Raw genomic sequence first — 20,089 nt, forward strand, 5'->3', positions numbered from 1 at the left:
AAAGGAGCCGTTTAGGCTCCTTTTTATCGATAGTATGTTAATTAAGCATCTGAAACTGTATTGATTGCAACACGATTTGTTTGCTTAACTTCTTCCATCACGACATAAGTACGAGTATCTGAAACTGCAGGCAATTTAAGAAGCGTTTCACCTAGTAAACGACGATATGCAGACATATCTGAAACTCGCGTCTTTAATAAATAGTCAAAATCACCAGAGACTAAATGACACTCTTGGATGTCATCAAGCAGTTGAACGGCTTTATTGAACTTATCAAACACCTCTGCAGTGTCACGGTTTAAAGTGATTTCTACAAAGACTAACAATGAAGCGCCCAAGTAATGAGGGTTTACCAATGCTGTGTAACCCTTTATATAACCTTGCTTTTCAAGTCTTTTAACTCTTTCAAGGCAAGGTGTTGGGCTCAAGCCTACACGCTTAGATAACTCGACATTTGAAATTCGACCATCAATCTGTAATTCATTAAGTATATTTCTATCGATACGATCTAAGTCTTTTATAGGACTCTTTTTATTATTAACCATATATATAACCCTGGTTGTCGGATAATACAATATTATCATCTACTTTTAAAAAATCTTCAGCAGCATAAACTGCGTAATGAATACTATACTAGATTTCCCTGAAACATTCACGTTCAGGCAATATAAAATAACAATTACACCCATAGAGAATGGGTTTTTATGCGAATTTGAGGCTCGAAGATGATTATAGGTGTTCCAAAAGAAATCAAAAATCACGAATATCGTGTTGGCATGGTTCCTTCTAGTGTTCGTGAATTGACGTCACGTGGTCATGAGGTTTTTATTGAAACAAATGCTGGTTCAGGCATTGGTTTTGCTGATCAAGATTACATCGAAGTTGGTGCAAAAATACTGGATACTGCTGCAGAAGTCTTTGCTAAATCAGAAATGATTGTAAAGGTAAAAGAACCTCAAGCAGTTGAACGTGCAATGTTGCGTGAAGACCAATTACTATTTACCTACCTTCATCTAGCGCCTGATCTTCCGCAAACAGAAGATCTCGTTAAAAGTGGCTCAGTATGTATAGCATACGAAACTGTTACAGATGATCGCGGAACACTGCCTCTACTAGCACCTATGTCTGAAGTTGCTGGTCGCATGTCAATTCAAGCTGGCGCTATGGCATTAGAGAAGTCTATGGGTGGACGCGGCATGTTACTTGGTGGCGTACCAGGTGTTGAGCCTGCTAAAGTTGTTATCATTGGTGGCGGCATGGTTGGTACTAACGCTGCGCAGATGGCAGTAGGTCTTGGCGCTGACGTTGTTATCTTAGACAGAAGCATCGATGCACTTCGTCGTCTCAATGCTCAATTTGATAATAAAGTTAAAGCTATTTACTCGACTGCTGACGCTATTGAAAAACACGTACTAGAAGCTGATCTTGTTATCGGTGGTGTACTTGTGCCTGGTGCCGCAGCACCTAAGCTTGTGACTAAAGAGCACATCAAGCGTATGAAGCCTGGTTCTGCAATTGTCGACGTTGCAATTGACCAAGGTGGTTGTATTGAAACATCACACGCAACGACGCACCAAGATCCAACTTACATCGTAGATGATGTTGTGCATTACTGCGTAGCAAACATGCCTGGTGCTGTAGCCCGCACTTCAACGTTTGCTTTAAACAATGCGACTTTGCCATATATCATTAAACTTGCTCAGTTAGGTTATAGAGAAGCGCTTTTACAAGACAAGCACTTGCTTAATGGCCTTAACGTCATGCACGGCAAGATCACTTGCCCTGAAGTTGCAGAAGCATTAAACCTTGAGTTTGTTGATCCAACTATCTTACTCAAGTAAGGATTGCTTAAGTAAATAGTGCTTAAGTAAAACGACATATATAAAAGGGAGCCTATGGCTCCCTTTTTGTTCTAATGCAATCAAGCTAACTTATTGAGGCAAAACTATAGCCCTTCCCTCTGACTGTATTAATCAGAGATTTAGGTAATTGCTTTTCAAACAGCTTACGCCGTGTATTACTGATATGCATATCAAGGTTACGATCGAACTTTCCGAGATCTTTCTCCAATATACGAAGTTGCAACTCCTGCTTTGTCACTACTTGCCCTTTTCTCTCGAACAAATATTTAAACAACTTAAATTCAGTCTGGGTAAAAACCACCGATTTCTGTGAAATTGATATGGTGTATAACCTATCGTCGAAGCCTATCTCTTCGTTTTTAACATGTTCTTGCCGAGGACAAGTTTTGTTGCTTGCCATTCTACGACCCATGGCATTGATGCGCACTAATAGTTCACGTTCACTACAAGGTTGGATTAAATAGTCATCGACACCATACTCATAGGCTTGGATCCTATCTTCTTCAGAATTTGAATCCGATAATATAATCACAGGCGTGCTTGTTTGCTTCAATAAAGCACGCTCGATATCAGTTATATCTGCCATATTAAGCATTAATAGAGCGAGATCTGCATAGATAGACGCTTCTTTAAGGCGTTGTTCATCAAAGTTGTTTGCGAGGGTTACAGTGAAGTCTTGCCCTGCAAGAAGCTGGGCCAATTTCCCTATAATAGTGGAACCGTTATCCACCAGCAAAATGTGTTTCATTACCTAACAACTCAAATACGAATAATTCGCATTAAGATTACATTAAATAAAACAATTAATCTAGTCACTTGTAAAAATCGGTTTACCTGTAATTTACTAGCATTTGAGTAAGAAACAGAAGTACAAAAAAGGCCAGCTGCAATTGCAAACTGACCTTTATTAAAAAAACCTCGATTACTTACTTAGCATTAGCTCGCGAATGTACTTAACTGGCGCGCTGCCGTAACTCAAAAACTCTTCATGGAAGGCCTTCAAGTCAAAATCATCCCCCTTGAGCGCCTTATACTCTTCTCTAAAATCGTAGATTTCACGATAACCAGAATAATAGCTGGTTAATTGAACCTGACTCAGTGTTGCTCTACGCCATTTACCTTCGGCTTCGGCTCGCTGTTGGAAGGCTTCATTCATCATCAGATCTAAGGCCTGCTCCTCTGTCATACCATTAACTTGAATGCTGTAATCAAGAATTGTGTTACAGATAACTCGTAAATTCCACTTGTAGTACATGAGCCACATTTCCGGTTCGAAATCACCGTAACCTTCTTCAAGCATCATACGCTCGGTGTAAACCGCCCAGCCTTCAACCATAGCGCCATTTCCAAATAAACTCTTGATAAGGCTTGGAGACTCATTTGAATAAACTAGCTGAGTATAATGACCTGGGATAGCTTCGTGGATATTGAGCACCTGTAAAATCCAGTGATTGTATTCACGCAAGTAACTCTCTGCAGAATCACTGCTCATGCCATCGAGTGGAGTCACGTTATAATAAGTGTTACCTGACTTTTCGTATGGACCAGGCGCACTGATTGATGCACCAGCATAGCCACGCATATAAGCCGGCGTCTCGCGCACTACTAAGGGCTTATTTGGATCCAGTGTTACGAGTTTTTTCTCATTGACGAAAGCGACAAGCTCTGGGATCTGTGCACGCACTTCATCGACAAAATCTTCCCGCTTAACATGCTTAGCCGATAGTTTGTCTATAAGCGCTTTTATCGCTAGCTTGTCATCTTTAGGTTTTGGCGTATCAAAATACTTATCCCAAATTTTTGAGGTTATCTTTGCCATCTCGGCTTGGACACGGTTTTTGTCATTTACCGCTTTCTCATATAGGGCTTTGCCCGACATCCCTGCTTGAATATCGTAGGCAAATTTTTGCTCATAGAGCTCTGCTCCAATACGAAAACCTCGCGCTCCTTGCTTATCAAGTGATGACTCTAATGCTCTTAGCCAGTCGAGATGCTCATTGATTGCTATGGTCGCCTTATTATAACGGTTAACAAATAGCGCCTTTTCTTGATTGGTTAATCCCGATTTTATCGCTTGGTCGAGTAAGTCGTTAGAGAAAACCGAGAACGCGCCTTCGTTTTGCATTATGGCAAGTTGTGTATGCTCAAGAGTCGGATCCTGAATGTTCTCACGAGCTGCAGCATAATATGCAGGCACATTCTCCATTCTCAACATAACTGAACGAAGGCGTTCGTCTAAAGGAGCAAAGTCTTCATTAATTATCTGGGCAAAACCACCTGAAACATTGTAAGCCGATGGATCCCATTGCCAGGACTTAAAGGTCTCTATGTTCCATTTCATCTCTGCTAGCAGATTCTCGATTAATCGATAATCTGTCAGCATAGCAGGGGTCATCAGTTTAGGATTGAACTTGGCTAATTGTTGTTGCTGATTCTGTACAAAAGCGAGGCTCGCCTGCCTAGTTTCAGCGTTAGGCACCTTTAAAACGCCATCGTACTTATGAAAACCACTGTATAGAGCCCATGTTGGCGATTCAATCCACAAAGCATCGATAAATTGAGTACTGAATTGAGAGAAAGCTAAATTCTGATCTGTAATTTCGACCGCTACGGGTTCAGTTGTTTGCTGACTTTGACAGGCTGTAAGGCCTACCAGAGAAAGCGCTATCGCCAATGGCAGCGCTGCTCTTTTCATATTGTGGTCCCTTAATTTGTTAGTTCGTGGTCTTTGCCACTTTTAATGCCCTCTCAGTAAATCATGTTCTGTTAATTTTTTCAGTAACTAAGCTTATTTCGACAAGCTTTGTTACACAAGGAGGGCTTAATACTATCTTGGAACTCAAATCATAAGTGGCTTTGGGTCCATGATAAAATTTCCGCGAAGCGATAATGCTCAAATTGTGCAAAACCATTAAGCTGTCTCATCTTTAACTTGGTGAAGATGGGGGTAGTCAATCCACAAAGAAATCGCGTAACTAAAACCGGGCTTGCGTGCACACCTAGCTTTTTGATTGCGTCATGACAGATCTCATTGAAGTCAAACTGACTTAAAGGTTTCAGCCCTGCGGCGACGGGTAATTTAGCCGTATGCCCATTACATACGCTACAGTGGCCACACGGTCCACTTAAGCGAGGATCGGCAAAGTATTGAGCTAACTGTAGACTTAAGCAGGACTCACTATCGAAAAAGTCCACCAGCTGATTTATACGAGTAATTTCGCTCTGCTCTTTAAGACTAAAACGGTCAAACAGTCTCGTTGGTAATGAGTCATCAATATTGGCACTAAAGATTTCATAAACTTGAGTTAGCTGTTTACTTTGCAATTCGATAAGCTGTTTTTGATGCAAGTAATCTAGGGCTTTTATCGCTCTATCCCGGCTATTAGGCATTTTTTGTTCTAATGCCTCAAAGTTGGCGCTATACCAAAGCTTTGCTTTCTGTGAACTATCGAGCACAGCATTAATGAAGACTTGTCTGTTAGGATCGAATTTCTCTAAAATTTGCTCGACCGGACACAAGAGCTTAAAGCGATAGTCGGCAAAATAACTGTACTTTGGCTTGATGACCCGCAGCATCTCTAAGTAAACCAGTAACGTCTTTAAACTCAAGATTCGAATATTCGATGCACTGGACAAAGGATTAAGCATCAGCTCCCATACCGAGCTGGTTTGCGCTTCGCGTTTTATTTCATCGATAACATACTCTATCGCACTGAGTTCTGGAGTATCACCATAAACAAAGTTTTCTAGAACATTAAGGTTATCTCTATTGGCGAGTACCAAACAATCAGAACTAAAGCCATCGCGTCCCGCTCGTCCTATCTCTTGAGCGTAGTTTTCAATGGACTTAGGAAGATCATAATGGGCTACATAGCGAATGTCACTCTTATCAATACCCATCCCAAAAGCGATGGTCGCGACGATAATTGGCACCTCACCCGCCATAAACTGCTTTTGAATTGATTTTCGTTTATCACTGTCCATTCCTGCATGATAAGCAAGGGCAGAGAAGCCCTTTTTAACCAAAGCATTTGCAATAAACTCAGCGGTCTGCTGTAAGGTCACATAAACAATGCCACTGTTATCTTTTCTCGCCGCCAGCCAATCAGCAAGATAAGCTAGCTTATCTGAAGATGGGATCCCTATTGCTTCAAGATTTAAATTCGGTCGATAAAAACCCGTTAAGGTGACACATTGCTCATCTATGCCAAACTTTTTCCCCATATCCTCGATTACCTTGGGAGTCGCTGTTGCCGTTAACAAAAGGACTTGCGGGATCTGCAATTGTCGCTGATAAGCGGGAAGTTTAAGGTAGTCGGGTCTGAAGTTATGCCCCCACTCAGAAATACAGTGAGCCTCATCGATAACCAGCATCGAAATAGGCACAGATGAAATAAAGCGTCTAAAGCGTTCATTATTGAGACGCTCTACTGAAATCATTAAAATCTTAATCCGACCCGAGGACACGCCTTCAATCACCGCACTTGCTTGCTCATTAGTTTGAGTGGAGTCAATAGATGCGGCAGCAATACCCTTTTTATTTAAAAATTGTAACTGATCGTCCATTAAGGCGAGTAGCGGTGATACCACGAGAGTTAAGTGAGGTAAGGCTAAGGCGGGTAACTGATAGCAAAGGGATTTGCCTGAACCTGTCGGGAAAATAGCCGCCGCGCTTTGACCATTTAAAATGTTTTGGACAACTTCTTCTTGTCCTTCACGAAACTGCTGGAAACCAAAGTATTGGCTAAGCAACGCATGGGCGTTATCCATATAAAATCCTGTCTGATGTGATGTGCTAAAGAAGTACTAATATAGAATTCTAGAGATAGAGGCCCGTATTACGGGCTTAACCATTCATTAGAGTTAACCATTTTTTAGTGTGAACTAGTTATCCGAATTAACTATGTCTACAGGGCGCTTCTTGATCAATCGAAAATACGCTTTAACCGGGTTGTGATCTGAACTTGAAGTAATAATCGACTCCGCCTTTACTAACTCCAAATCTCTATAAAAAATATGATCGAGGTTATGACCTAAAATCTGAGTTCTTGAGTCGACACTGGGTATTGCTTCGATAAGTCCCACGAGTTTAGCCAATTGTTTAACCGTGTCGAAGCGATCATCGCTCCAAGTATTCATGTCACCAGCAAAAATAACCGGCCCTTGATGACCCTTTATTGCTTCTTGTACGATCCGCAATTGAGACTGATACTCCTCCAGACCGAAAGTAAAATTAATACTATGAATGTTAGCCACCAACAACTGGCTATTATCAGATAGCGGGTAATAAGAGATCAGCATAGACTTTGGATAATTAATGTAAGGCTCGGCCTTTCTAAATACACAACTGCTGGTTGCTGACTCTCGGGTTAGATTCATCACTCCGACAGGCTCATCTGCAAAACTGAATGCTTTAGCAAGCAACATAGAAAGCTCTTGAGATCCTATGAATGCTTTAAGTTCTGGTGTTAACTGAGCCTCTTGCAGTAAAAGTAAGTCTGAACGCTCAGCCAGTTGCTTTAACGTTTCATTCCATCCGTCATTTTTCTGCTTATAAAGATTCCAAGTGGTTACATCGAGTTTACCGTATCTATCTAGATTACCTTTTGCCGGTTGGCTAATACATTGCACATCTTGGCTAGTACCGCCCAAATTCGTGACGAGTACATCTTCGGTGGGAATAACCGATGCGTCATACACATAAGCAACACCTGCTAAGGCCGCAATAAGCGTTAGAAATACAAGCTTTCGGATAATTTTTGCCATAATGGACTAATTCAACTCTGTACTTAGATTTAAAGTAATCTTTTCATTATAATAGCTTATTAGTGTTAGTCACATAATCATTCAATTAAGAGGTTAGTTAGCTTAAATCATCGATGAAACGCTGCTTTTTGCGACTAAAGGTAAGACTATCAAACACAATATGTATGAATTTTATCAGCTACTAACCATAGCTGGCGTTTTTCTCTACTGGCTTATTATTGCCGGCATTAGTATTCGCGTAGTTGCAAAGCGGCGCTCTATTGGCGTTTCTTTAGCATGGTTAATGATTATTTATATCGTGCCGTTAGGTGGTGCGTTTGCCTATCTGCTGTTTGGTGAATTAAATTTAGGTAAAAAAAGAGCCGTTCGCGCTGAACTCATGTTTAAACCCTATGGTGAATGGTTTAAAAAACTCTATGAGTATCGTCAATATCGACCTCATGTCGCCAGCCTGTATGGGCAATCAATAAGTGCTATATGTGAGAAACAAGTCGGGATCCCAGCACTCGCTGATAACCACCTGACTCTGTGTAGTGAGACTTATGAGATCTTAGATAACTTAATAGAAGATATCGACAAGGCAAGTGAGACCATTCTGCTCGAGTTTTATATTTGGCACCCCGGTGGTCGCGCCGATGATGTGGCTAACGCCTTAATCAAGAGTGCTACTCGTGGAGTGAAAGTACGCTTATTACTTGATGCCGCTGGCAGCAGGCACTTCTTCAAGAGTCACTGGCCAAAATTAATGAAGAAAAGCGGCATTCAAGTGATCAGTGCCCTCGAAGTGTCTCCTTTCCGTATGTTCTTCAGACGATTAGATCTGAGACTTCATCGAAAAATAGTGGTCATCGATAACCAAATTGGCTATACCGGCTCAATGAATCTAGTCGACCCTAAGTATTTTAATCAAGACGCTGGTGTCGGTGAATGGATAGATGTGATGGTGCGGATCACAGGTACCTCAGTTCCTGTGCTTAATAGCATCCATGCCTGGGACTGGGAAGTCGAAACTAACGAGCGTTTCTTACCTGAACAGCCTAAATGTTTACCCCATGAGGATTCGGAGATCACAGATTTAGTGCAGGTGATCCCTTCAGGACCAGGAATGCGTGAAGAAGTTATCCATCGAGTGCTACTGCAAAGTATTTATCAGGCCTCCAAAAGTATCGTCATCACCACTCCCTACTTTGTACCCAGTGACAACCTACATATGGCGCTAATTATTGCGGCGCAACGTAACGTTAAAGTCGATATTATCGTGCCAGATAAAAATGATTCATTAATGGTTGAATGGGCAAGTCGAGCATTTTTTAGCGAGCTTTTAGAGGCTGGTGTTAATATCCATCGCTTTAAAGGTGGTCTATTGCACACCAAATCCGTTGTTATTGACAGTAACCATTGTTTAATTGGTACGGTTAACTGGGACATGCGCAGCCTATGGCTTAACTTCGAAGTTACCCTTGCGGTTGATAATCTTGGCTTTACCCAAAAACTTGAGCAAGTACAGCAAGATTATCTTAAAAACGCCGATAAAATCTGCTTACAAGAATGGCAAAAACGTTCGATTGCCAGTCGAGGAGCCGAGCGAATTTTCTATTTATTCAGCCCGTTACTCTAACACTTTCTGGTACAAGCAGTTTGCTTTACCCGCCAAGGTTAACAACTGCATAGTAAAATAAGTTTAGCGGATAAGCTTGAGACTATAAGCATGCGCTCCGCTAAGTCTTATATTGGGCGCTAAAGTATTACTCTAATTGGAATGTTATGAATAAAGTTTTTATTATTGGTCTACCACGAACTGGCACCACCAGTATCAGCGTAGCCATGTTAGATTATGGTTTTAAAGTTGCTCACACTGCCTATACACAAGAAGCGTTTCACCTCGCTGATATTGTTTCTGATGCCCCCTGCTTTAGCGATTATCAACAATTAGATAAATTGTTCCCAGGTGCTAAGTTTGTTTATCTAGAGCGCGATTTATCTCTTTGGATACCGTCTATGCAGATGCTTATCAACAAGATGAAAACACAACTTGATCCTGAGGCGGGTATATTTAACCCTGTTCTAAAGCGTAGCTTTATTGACACTTTTAAACTAACAGGTACTGCTGAACCCGATAACGCCGCCCATCTTGAAGAATGTTATTTACAACATAAACAGCAAGTACTGGAATACTTTGCAGGCCGTGATGATTTGATCTGTATTGATATCAGTCATAAAGACAGTTTATCTGAGCTTCTTGGATTTTTAGGAGTGACTTATGAAGGGGAACCTCAGTTTCCGCATCTAAACATTGGCAGAAAAGTCGCTTGCTGGAAGGAACATAAACACCCCAATAAGGTGAATGCTAATAGTGCGGGACCTATGCACAGAAAGTTTTTCGATTACGCTGCTAAGCGCTAATCAGCAAGTAACTCTAAATATTCCATGTCTAGATTCAATGACTAAATCCAATAACATTGGCTGAATTACAAATAGCAAAAAGCCCGTTATCTTTCGATAACGGGCTTTTCTAAATTTGGCGGTGAGCGAGAGATTCGAACTCTCGTTAGGGATTAACCTAAACACACTTTCCAGGCGTGCGCCTTCAGCCACTCAGCCAGCTCACCAAACTAATTAGTTTTACGTGGATAATTACCACTATCGCCAACAAATATCTTTAAACCAAAATTTGGCTGGCAACGGAGCGCTACTTTACTGAAAAGGCACAATTGCGTCAAGCCAAATTACCGTAATCTCAAACGTTTGCGCAATTGCTAGCCACTTAGTTCTTATAAAGAACAAACATTAACAAATACAACTATAAAAAAAGCTCAAACAAATGAGCTTTTTATTAATAATCAGTAACTAGTGTTTACGCATTACCTTTTACTTTCATATTCAGTGTCTGGGCAAAATTAAGCATTCTGTCTAATGGCTTTAACGCGTCTAGGCGTAAGCTATCATCAACAAATATCTCATGGTTGCTAGCGTCCACGTTTTCTAGCGCACTCTCGATAGCTTTTAAACCATTCATAGCCATCCATGGGCAATGTGCACAACTCTTACAAGTCGCGCCATTACCGCCAGTAGGTGCTGCAATTAGATTCTTATTAGGTGCAGCTTGCTGCATCTTATAGAAGATCCCTTTATCGGTAGCCACGATAAAAGTCTCATTTTCCATGGTTTGCGCCGCTTTAATCAATTGACTAGTCGAGCCCACGGCATCAGCTAGCTCTACCACACTGGCAGGAGATTCAGGGTGCACTAGCACAGCGGCATTGGGGTGAATTTTTTTCAACTCACGAAGTGCTTTAGCTTGGAACTCATCGTGAACAATACATTCCCCTTGCCACATCAACATCTCAGCGCCAGTTTGCTTAGCGATGTAGCTGCCTAAATGACGGTCTGGGCCCCAAATAATCTTTTTACCTTCACTGTCTAGGTGCTCAACAATTTCAAGAGCGATGCTCGATGTCACTACCCAGTCGGCTCTAGCTTTTACTGCAGCGGAAGTATTGGCATATACAACTACAGTGTGATCCGGGTGAGCATCGCAAAATTCACTGAATGTCTCAATCGGGCACCCAATGTCTAAAGAACAGGTTGCCTCTAGCGTTGGCATTAAGATGGTTTTATCAGGGCTTAAAATTTTTGACGTTTCGCCCATAAACTTAACACCAGCGACGATTAACGTCTTTGCTGGGTGATCACGACCAAAACGCGCCATCTCTAACGAGTCAGAAACACAACCACCGGTTTCTTCGGCTAAAGCTTGAATTTCAGGATCGGTGTAGTAATGCGCGACAAGCACAGCATCTTTATCTTTTAAAAGCTGTTTAATTTTGGCTTTTGATTCTGCTTTTTCTTGATCAGATAAAGGAGTCGGCTTTGGCGGAAATGGATATTCAATATTTTCGATGATTGGGGCTAACGCGCTCATAGAACAACCAATGGGCAATAACAGATTAGCGGAATTATACGGAATTGTTTACAAATTTAAAACTACTAATCCAAATAGCATAGCTAAAAAAGGCGCTATTACTAGCGCCTTTAAGTAGTCTTATATTGATTACTGCATTGCTAGCAACATCTCTTGTGGCTGCTCCAGGTAAAGCTTCCACAAATTACAGAAGCGGGCAATGGTGCCACCATCGATAACACGATGATCACCAGACCAGCTCACCTGCATAATCTTGCGTGCTTCAACCTCACCTTTGTCATTAAACCGAGGTAAAACCTGCAGTTTACCCAGTGCAACAATTGCCACTTCAGGTTTGTTGATAATAGGCGTTGCAACAGTCCCACCTAAGGCGCCAATATTCGAAATGGAAATACTTCCACCTTTTAGATCGTTTGGCGATACTCGGCCACTTCGCGCAGCCGTTGTAAGACGAGTGATCTCCGCTGCAATTTGCAGGATAGTTTTATCTTGTACATCTTTAACGTTAGGCACTAGCAAGCCGACTTTAGAGTCAACAGCCATACCTATATTATGACTAGCCAGATAGGTCTGCTCAGTGCAATCTTCATTGACACGGCTATTCATATCAGGAAATTGTGATAGCGCCAGTGACATCGACTTCATAAAGAAAGGCATCATGGTGAGCTTAAGCTCATCAGTGGAATACTTTTTCTTCATGCTTTCTCTAAGAGCGACCAATTCAGTTAAATCAAACTCTTCACAGTAGGTGAAGTGTGGGATCGTTGATACTGACTCTGTCATCATCTTCGCCATAACTGCGCGAACACCTTTTATCGGCTCCACTCTATCGGCTTGGCGGTGACTGACAGGCTCAATATCCGCTACTGGCTTTGAAGCAGAAGTCGCGGTAACAGGCTTTTGCGTTACCGAGACATTAGTCTGGCCAGCATTAGCATGATGACGTTCAACATCTTCTTTATAAACGCGGCCATTCTTACCTGAACCGGGTACTGTTGAGATATCGAGATCCAATGAGCGCGCTAAGCGACGAACAGCTGGGCTTGCTAAAGCTTTGCCTTGCGTTACCGGCTCTAAAGCTTGAGTCGGTGCATCAGGCTCTGCGATTTGAGGTGAGCTGGCTTGCGACTGCCCAACCTCGGCCTCAACTTCAATAGCAAACAGTGGCGCATGGACTTTTGCTAGCTGCCCTTTTCGAACATGCAGCTTTACAATTTTGCCATTTTTAATCGCTGGAATTTGCACTAGCGCTTTATCAGTCATCACATCTGCAATAGGCTGATCTTCAACAACCATATCGCCTTCTTCAACTAACCACTCAACAAGTTCACACTCGACAATTCCTTCACCTATATCCGGTAATAAGAATTCCTCGATAGAGACCCCTGATACAGTTGGCGCAATCGTTTGCTCGGTTTCAGCTACGCTAGTTGCTACGTTAAGCTCAGGGCTAGTCGCGGTATTAATTTGAGCGTTCACCGCGGTTTGGCCTTCTTCAACGACATCGACTGAATACAAAGGCGCGTGCACTTTGGCAATCTCGCCCTTAGCGTAAAATAGCTTAGTGATCACGCCTGCATTGGGGGCTGGAATTTGCACTAAGGCTTTATCAGTCATAACATCAGCGATAGGTTGATCTTCAACAACACTATCACCCTCTTCTACTAACCATTCAACCAGCTCACATTCGACGACGCCTTCGCCGATATCCGGAAGGATAAATTCTTTAATCATGGGCTGGCTCCTAAAATTTAACCGAAGCTTTAATCGCTTCAAACGTCTTTAACGCATCTGGCATATATTCTTTTTCGTGGATCAAAGGATACGGCGTATCTAGACCACACACTCGCGCTATTGGGGATTCAAGATACAAGAAGCACTCTTGTTGAATAGTCGCGGCGATCTCACCGGCAAAGCCGCCGGTGAGTGGCGCTTCATGGTTGATTAGTAGACGCCCAGTTTTCTTAACCGATGCGGCTACTGTGTCAACATCCCATGGAGATAGAGTTCTTAAATCGATAATTTCACAGGAGATCCCTTTCTTTGCAGCCATCTCAGCAGCGTTTTCAAGAATTTCCATCTGTGCACCCCAGCCGAGTAAGGTGATGTCTGTACCCTGCTTGATAACTTCGGCTTTGCCTAATTCGATAACATGATCGCCTTCAGGCACTTCACCTACCGATGCGCGGTATAGACGCTTTGGCTCAAAAAATATTACCGGGTTTTTATCACGAATTGAGGCGATTAATAGCCCTTTTGCCTGCTCTGGATTACGCGGAACGACAACCTTAATCCCCGGCGTTTGAGTAAAGTAAGCTTCTGGTGATTGTGAGTGATAATGACCACCTGCAATACCGCCACCATAAGGTGTTCTAAATGTAAGGCCGCCAACATTAAACTCATTACCACTGCGGTAACGGAACTTGGCGCTTTCATTAACGATTTGGTCAATAGCTGGGAAGATATAATCGGCAAACTGAATTTCAGCTACAGCCGTCATACCGTTAGAAGCTAAGCCATTAGCAAAACCTGCAATGCCCTGCTCGGTTAACGGAGTATTGAAACAACGCTCACGACCAAACTTTTCTTGTAGGCCCGAGGTTGCTCTAAACACACCGCCAAAGTGGCCGACATCTTCGCCGAACACCATCATTTTTTTATCCGCTTCCATTTCCGAGCTTAGGGCTTGGTTAATGGCTTGCAACATATTCATCTGAGCCACGGCTTATACTCTCCCTGCACTTTTTGGATAGGATTCTGGATACTTCTTAACATGGCTTTTTAAGTCAGCTAGCTGCTTCTTCAGAATTGGGGTTGGTGTGTCATACACATCTTCAATAATGTTATCGATATGAGGAGTTGGAATTTTTTCAGCGACTTTAAGCTCTGATAATACCTCTTCACGGTACTTAACATAGAGATCAGCATCGCGCTGTTCATTCATCCAGCCCTTATTGATCATCCACAGTTTGAAACGTTTCACTGGATCGTGCTGTTGCCATTTAGCTTCTTCATCTTTTGAGCGGTATCCAGATGGATCGTCGGATGATGAATGAGCTCCTAATCGATAAGTCATGGCTTCAATCAGCACTGGGGCGTTGTTATCTAACGCGTAGGCACGAGCCTGTTGAGTTGCCGCCAATACTGCCAACATGTCATTACCATCAACACGAATAGTATGCATACCATAGCCCACACCGCGGCTTGCAATACCATTGCCTTTAAACTGCTCATCGGTGGGTGTTGAGATGGCATATCCATTATTACGACAGAAGAAGATAACAGGAGAATTGAGCACTGCCGCCATGTTGAGACCAGCGTGAAAATCGCCTTCAGAGGCTGCACCTTCACCAAAATAACAGATTGCAATATTACGCTTACCCTGCATTTTCAGGCTATATGCAACACCTGTAGCTTGGGGGATCTGCGTGGCAAGCGGAGATGAAATGGTTTGATAATTAAGCGCTTCACTACCGTAGTGGATCGGCATTTGGCGGCCCTTGCCAAAATCTTTTTCATTACTGAACATCTGATTCATAAACTGCTCAGTGGTAAAGCCGCGGTAACGAATCGCGGCATGTTCACGGTACTGAGCTAAGATCACATCACCATCATCGAGTGCTGCGGTGCTGCCTATTATCGAGGCCTCTTCTCCGGTACAGGTCATATAAAAGCTAATGCGACCTTGACGCTGCGCACCCAACATGCGCTCGTCTAGTACCCGAGTAAACACGCAAGTATCATGGATTTTAACCGCTAAGGCTTCATCGATAACCGGTAATACGGCCTCTTCATATGCGGTGCCGTCCGCTTGGAGAATTTTTAATATGGGGATCGCCAGTGAATCTTTATCTAAAAAGCTCACGCGATGGACTGTTTCAGCATTCGTTGTTGCGTTGCTCATAATGTGCTCTTGTTATTGAGGGTGCCGTCAGACGAGAAATACAGCACCTTGCTATTTTAATACGCGGGAAGAACATTACGTTAACGTAAACTAACTCTCAATACTTCCCATCATTGAAACGACAACTAAGCATCTCTGTGCATGTATATATTGGTTTACATGCACAGTTATTCAGATTGAATCTAGTCTAAATGACTTTCATCTGCAGACTTTAAGCACAAGACAGTCCGCTGCCCTACTGGAACCTTTGCATTAGGGAATACAATAGATTCAAACTCATGCTCAACCTTCACCTCAAGGCCGCCCTCTTTCGCTAAAGTGTAGCCTTTAGGGAAAGCGGTAAAGTTTTCGACATCATTGGTGAAAGTAAATTCAAAGTCATCGTATCGTTTGTTTACCGAACGACAAACTTGATAAAGATTTAAACGCTTCATATCGAACTTAGGTAGTTGAAGCGATTCACCGCACATCAATTGGGTTAGCATCTCTTTCATCGCAATAAAGCGAGTCATATCATTTTGTCCCATGGGGAACACTTTACCTAGTTCGATGGTAAATGCGTCAGCATGGTAATTTTCAGAAGAGAAATAGCTAAAGGTCGTTGTAGGTTCGTGGTGGAATAAAATGGTATTTACACCGCAAGACTCGAGAAACATGATCTGCTCTTTGCTGTACTTGCGATTACCGCGATAGGGATAAATAGCAAACTTCTCATGCTTAGAGGCGCGAATTGCCGTATGTAAGTCATAATGCATACGATGACGCTCGCCCGAATGGGCCCTGAAAAACTTATCGACATACTGCTCAAGCTTTTGTGCCCTAACACGTTCAGGGTTACAAAGGCCCTCACCACGTGAGTGCGCACCATTAAATAATCGGTTAAGGTTTTCATCAATAAAACGCGTGCCATTGTGGATGGCAGGAGGATTACCAATCAAAAATAATACTCGTTGCTTTAGAACAAGTTGTTCATCAAGCAGCTGCGTTATCAGGTCGTTACACAACTCAATAGGCGCAGTCTCATTACCATGAACGGCACAAGATAAGACAAGATCTTTAGTATGCTTAACGCCCTTAGGCTCAAACATGATAACGCCTGTATCCCAAACCTCTACATGGACTTGGTTAGCAAGATCAAATTCAAAACTTTCGGTTAAGTATTGTGGGTGCGCGAGGGTTAACGCTAAAAAGTCCTTAGACTGTTTCAATTCTTGAAACACAAACTACTCCTTATTATTCATGTCAGCTTTATTTGGCAGAAATTTCAAATACCACGGGTATTTGTAACACCTAGCTCCGCTAATTCTGCCACGGATAGTAGCATATTTGACTGCCGTATCTCGTACCCTTTTTAGCCTCTGTCGCACAACAAATCACCATCCATGCATTTTTTACTTGCACTAAGGCAAAAAATAAAACAAGATAAAGCCATCTAGCCATCCAAACGGCTATTTGTAAAACTTATTAAGGAGACAGTAATGGCATTGGCAACATTCGGCGCGGGGTGTTTTTGGGGAGTTGAATACTTTTTCAGAGAAGTTGAAGGTGTCATTGACTGTACGTGTGGATATATGGGCGGCAAGGATAACTTCACTCGCTACACAGAGGTTAAAACCGGTACCACTGGCCATGCTGAGGTTGTACAAGTCGAGTATGATCCGAACATTGTAAGTTACCAACGCTTAATTGAAGTCTTTTGGCAAAACCATAATCCCACCACATTGAATCAGCAAGGTGGCGACATAGGTAGCCAGTATAGAAGTGCTATTTTTTTCCATGATAAGCAGCAAAAGGATCAAGCTGAAGCCGCCAAACTAGCGCTGATCAAAAGTGCCAAATGGGGCTCTCGTCAAATAGTTACTGAAGTTGTTCCCTGTCAGCAGTTCCACCAGGCAGAGGCGTATCATCAAGATTATTTGGCTAAAAACCAGTTACCAAGTTGCCATATAAGCTATTAATTTAAAGGGAATTCTATTCGAAATTTTGTTGTATGCTTTCCATATAAATCAAGAAAGTAACAATGACAGTAACAGTTTATTGATAAAGAAAAAGGCACCGAAAGGTGCCTTTACATTTAAATCCACTTAAAAAGCTTTTAACTGAGTTTAATTCAACGCTTCAGCCACAATAACTTGAGCTTCTTTTAGTAAGCAAGCAAGGTGCTCTTGGCTTACAAAGCTTTCACCGTATAACTTAAATAGCGCTTCAGTGCCCGACGGACGGGCTGCAAACCAACCATTTGTTGTCACCACTTTAATGCCACCGATAGCAGCATTGTTACCTGGGGCATGAGTCAGTTTTTGTAAGATCTCATCACCAGCTAGTGTCTTTGTTTGAATAGAATCGGCTTCAATTCTCGAAAACTTAGCTTTGTCCTCTAGACTCACTGGACTGTCGATGCGCTGGTAAAAACTTTTACCAAATTGTGCTTCGAGTTCATCGTATCTTTGCTGGGGGGTTTTACCGGTAACGGCAAGAATTTCAGCCGCAAGTAGACACAAAATAAAGCCATCTTTATCGGTACACCAAGTGCTGCCATCATGTCTTAAAAAAGCAGCCCCGGCACTTTCTTCACCGCCGAAGGCAAATTCACTATTAGCAAGTCCATCTACAAACCATTTAAAGCCTACTGGCACCTCAGACATTGGCTTATCATGCATCTGACAGACTTTATCTATCATGGCACTCGATACCAGTGTTTTTCCAATCACCATTTGCTCAGTCCATGCTGGACGATGTGTTACCAAGTAGTCGATTGCGACAGCAAGGAAATGATTTGGGTTCATCAAACCTGTACCGGGACAGACGATACCATGGCGATCAAAATCAGGATCATTACCCAAGCAGAGATCATAGCTATCTTTATGTTCTAACAATCCCGCCATTGCATAAGGTGATGAGCAATCCATACGGATTTTACCGTCCTTATCGAGAGGCATAAAACCGAAACTAGGATCGACCTGGGAATTGAGTACTGTGATATCTATACCGTAATGCTTTGCAATTGGTTCCCAGTAATGGACGCCTGAACCACCTAAGGGATCAACACCCAAACGAACCTTAGCATCAGCAATAGCTTGCATATTGATAACGTTACTTAAGTCGGTGATATAAGGCGTGATAAAGTCTGCTTCTATAAGATAGTCGCTACTCAGCGCTGCGCTGTAATTGATGCGCTTAACACCGGCTAAGTCATTGGCTAAATATTGATTGGCCTTATCTTGGATCCAAGTGGTGATCTCACCTTCTGCTGGGCCGCCATGTGGTGGGTTATATTTAATACCACCATCTTGAGGTGGATTGTGTGAAGGCGTAACAATAAGGCCGTCAACTAACTCATCAGTGCTACTCTTATCCAAATTGGCACTAATAATGGCGTGAGAAACCACAGGCGTCGGAGTAAAACCATCATTTTGATGTACAACAACACTCACCTTGTTAGCGACTAATACTTCTATAACCGATATTGCTGCAGGTTGTGATAACGCGTGAGTATCTATGCCTAATATCAAGTTGCCCTTGATATTAGCTTGCAAACGATAATCAGCAACGGCTTGTGCAATCGCAAGAATATGCGCTTCATTGAAACTTTTTTGTTCAGCACTACCACGATGACCCGAGGTACCAAATGTGACCTTTTGACTCACATTGTCAACATCGGGCGATAAGCAATAATACAGGCTAACGAGTTTTGGGATATTGACCAAATCCTTTTGCTCAGCAATCAATCCAGCTCTCTTATGTATAGCCAAGTCCCTCTCCTTATATTACCGATATGAATTCACCTTCGGTAAGTCTATATGTTTTACGTTAACGCTTTATGTCGTTAAATTTTTTCTATGATATCGGCAACTTGCGATTCATCAGTACCAAACTGCAGTAACACTTCTGAAAGAATAGTGCGTTTCTTCGCGGTATTATTGTTGGTCGTTACCCAAAATCCACTGCAACCAATCTCTTTAGGGTTAGCAGACTTACTCGCTTTTAACAGTGCATCCTTCGACGTTGCAAAATACAGACGATCGCGGCCTTGAATTTGTAACACCTGTTCAAACTGCTTAGTCGACGCTCTATAAACAGTATCTAGGATAAATAGAAAACGCCCCACTGCACCTTTTTGCGCAGCTAATGCTTCGGCGTCAATCAGGTTGGTAAAATCAGAAACAGGCTTAGTTGCCGCTTTCGCCACTTTTACGGGTTTAGGTGAAGACTGTTCAAGACTAGGATGACTGATCTCTTCAGGCGCAGCTTGAACCACTGACTCAACTTCTAATCCCAATATACGGCGCAAAATATCCGAAGCGCTCTCGCCAATATGTTCAGTTTTGCTGGCGATGTGTCGATAAAGCTCTTCATCAACTTCGATATACTTCATAACGGTTATCTTCCTTAAGTAGAAAAGCGGATCGGTGTTCTTAAATGCAAAAGATCGCATAACTGTCCCGAATTATCAGCTCAGTGTAGCGAGGTTTAGGGCCTTGATAAAGCGTCATTAAATGAAAACTGCGATCCAGAGAAGAAAGATCCTATTTACTAAGCAAAGTATGTTTACTTTTTCAGCAGTGGATGACCATTTACCCAGCCTCTGTTGGAATTTAACTAAATACGAGGCACAATCTGCGCCAATCGACTCAG

The 20,089-nt window shown here is 42.4% G+C and carries 16 protein-coding genes and 1 tRNA gene; 4 read left to right on the forward strand and 13 right to left on the reverse strand.

Annotation, left to right across the window (positions count from 1 at the left end):
• Window positions 1-41: 41 nt before the first annotated feature.
• Window positions 42-545, reverse strand: coding sequence for a leucine-responsive transcriptional regulator Lrp (lrp, locus tag K5Q73_RS09940; RefSeq protein ID WP_012155470.1), 504 nt, complete (start codon window positions 543-545; stop codon window positions 42-44).
• A gap of 180 nt (window positions 546-725) precedes the next feature.
• Here lrp and ald point away from each other — a divergent pair, with 180 nt between their 5' ends.
• Entirely contained in the window at window positions 726-1,841 is a 1,116-nt protein-coding gene (gene ald, locus K5Q73_RS09945) for an alanine dehydrogenase (protein WP_220760638.1), read from the forward strand.
• A gap of 85 nt (window positions 1,842-1,926) precedes the next feature.
• Here ald and K5Q73_RS09950 read toward each other — a convergent pair whose 3' ends face one another.
• The 4 genes from K5Q73_RS09950 to K5Q73_RS09965 form a co-directional block, all read right to left on the reverse strand.
• A complete protein-coding gene (locus K5Q73_RS09950; RefSeq protein ID WP_220760640.1) occupies window positions 1,927-2,610 on the reverse strand; it encodes a response regulator transcription factor in 684 nt (227 codons plus the stop codon).
• A gap of 174 nt (window positions 2,611-2,784) precedes the next feature.
• Window positions 2,785-4,557: a DUF885 domain-containing protein gene (locus tag K5Q73_RS09955; protein WP_220760642.1), complete on the reverse strand. Its 1,773-nt coding sequence runs from the start codon at window positions 4,555-4,557 to the stop codon at window positions 2,785-2,787.
• Between the two features lie 149 nt (window positions 4,558-4,706).
• Window positions 4,707-6,632 carry an ATP-dependent DNA helicase RecQ gene (locus K5Q73_RS09960; RefSeq protein ID WP_220760644.1) on the reverse strand — a complete coding sequence of 642 codons (1,926 nt, stop codon included), beginning with the start codon at window positions 6,630-6,632 and terminating at the stop codon, window positions 4,707-4,709.
• Window positions 6,633-6,746: 114 nt separating this feature from the next.
• Complete coding sequence (locus K5Q73_RS09965; RefSeq protein WP_220760645.1) at window positions 6,747-7,628, reverse strand: endonuclease/exonuclease/phosphatase family protein; 882 nt, start codon at window positions 7,626-7,628, stop codon at window positions 6,747-6,749.
• 160 nt (window positions 7,629-7,788) lie between these two features.
• Here K5Q73_RS09965 and cls point away from each other — a divergent pair, with 160 nt between their 5' ends.
• Together cls and K5Q73_RS09975 are read left to right on the forward strand one after the other, a co-directional pair.
• Window positions 7,789-9,246: a cardiolipin synthase gene (gene cls, locus K5Q73_RS09970; RefSeq protein ID WP_220760648.1), complete on the forward strand. Its 1,458-nt coding sequence runs from the start codon at window positions 7,789-7,791 to the stop codon at window positions 9,244-9,246.
• 146 nt (window positions 9,247-9,392) lie between these two features.
• Entirely contained in the window at window positions 9,393-10,031 is a 639-nt protein-coding gene (locus K5Q73_RS09975) for a sulfotransferase (protein ID WP_220760650.1), read from the forward strand.
• A gap of 116 nt (window positions 10,032-10,147) precedes the next feature.
• Here K5Q73_RS09975 and K5Q73_RS09980 read toward each other — a convergent pair.
• The 6 genes from K5Q73_RS09980 to astE form a co-directional block, all read right to left on the reverse strand.
• Window positions 10,148-10,237: transfer RNA gene (locus tag K5Q73_RS09980), tRNA-Ser, on the reverse strand.
• Between the two features lie 245 nt (window positions 10,238-10,482).
• A complete protein-coding gene (nadA, locus tag K5Q73_RS09985; protein WP_220760651.1) occupies window positions 10,483-11,550 on the reverse strand; it encodes a quinolinate synthase NadA in 1,068 nt (355 codons plus the stop codon).
• A 129-nt stretch (window positions 11,551-11,679) separates the two neighbouring features.
• Complete coding sequence (locus K5Q73_RS09990) at window positions 11,680-13,284, reverse strand: dihydrolipoyllysine-residue acetyltransferase (RefSeq protein WP_220760653.1); 1,605 nt, start codon at window positions 13,282-13,284, stop codon at window positions 11,680-11,682.
• Window positions 13,285-13,294: 10 nt separating this feature from the next.
• The gene (locus tag K5Q73_RS09995) at window positions 13,295-14,272 is read right to left on the reverse strand and encodes an alpha-ketoacid dehydrogenase subunit beta (protein WP_220760655.1); all 978 of its coding nucleotides are present in this window, start codon (window positions 14,270-14,272) and stop codon (window positions 13,295-13,297) included.
• A gap of 3 nt (window positions 14,273-14,275) precedes the next feature.
• The gene (locus tag K5Q73_RS10000; protein ID WP_220760657.1) at window positions 14,276-15,454 is read right to left on the reverse strand and encodes a thiamine pyrophosphate-dependent dehydrogenase E1 component subunit alpha; all 1,179 of its coding nucleotides are present in this window, start codon (window positions 15,452-15,454) and stop codon (window positions 14,276-14,278) included.
• 182 nt (window positions 15,455-15,636) lie between these two features.
• Window positions 15,637-16,674 carry a succinylglutamate desuccinylase gene (astE, locus tag K5Q73_RS10005; RefSeq protein WP_220760659.1) on the reverse strand — a complete coding sequence of 346 codons (1,038 nt, stop codon included), beginning with the start codon at window positions 16,672-16,674 and terminating at the stop codon, window positions 15,637-15,639.
• A 258-nt stretch (window positions 16,675-16,932) separates the two neighbouring features.
• Between astE and msrA the strand changes: the two genes are divergently transcribed.
• Window positions 16,933-17,412, forward strand: a complete 480-nt coding sequence (msrA, locus tag K5Q73_RS10010; protein WP_220760661.1) for a peptide-methionine (S)-S-oxide reductase MsrA — start codon at window positions 16,933-16,935, stop codon at window positions 17,410-17,412.
• A gap of 147 nt (window positions 17,413-17,559) precedes the next feature.
• Here the strand turns inward: msrA and pgm are convergent, their stop codons facing one another.
• Window positions 17,560-19,206 carry a phosphoglucomutase (alpha-D-glucose-1,6-bisphosphate-dependent) gene (pgm, locus tag K5Q73_RS10015; RefSeq protein ID WP_220760663.1) on the reverse strand — a complete coding sequence of 549 codons (1,647 nt, stop codon included), beginning with the start codon at window positions 19,204-19,206 and terminating at the stop codon, window positions 17,560-17,562.
• Window positions 19,207-19,280: 74 nt separating this feature from the next.
• Complete coding sequence (gene seqA / locus K5Q73_RS10020; RefSeq protein WP_220760665.1) at window positions 19,281-19,829, reverse strand: replication initiation negative regulator SeqA; 549 nt, start codon at window positions 19,827-19,829, stop codon at window positions 19,281-19,283.
• Between the last annotated feature and the right edge of the window lie 260 nt (window positions 19,830-20,089).

The organism is Shewanella sp. MBTL60-112-B2, assembly GCF_019655055.1.
Taxonomy (GTDB): domain Bacteria; phylum Pseudomonadota; class Gammaproteobacteria; order Enterobacterales; family Shewanellaceae; genus Shewanella.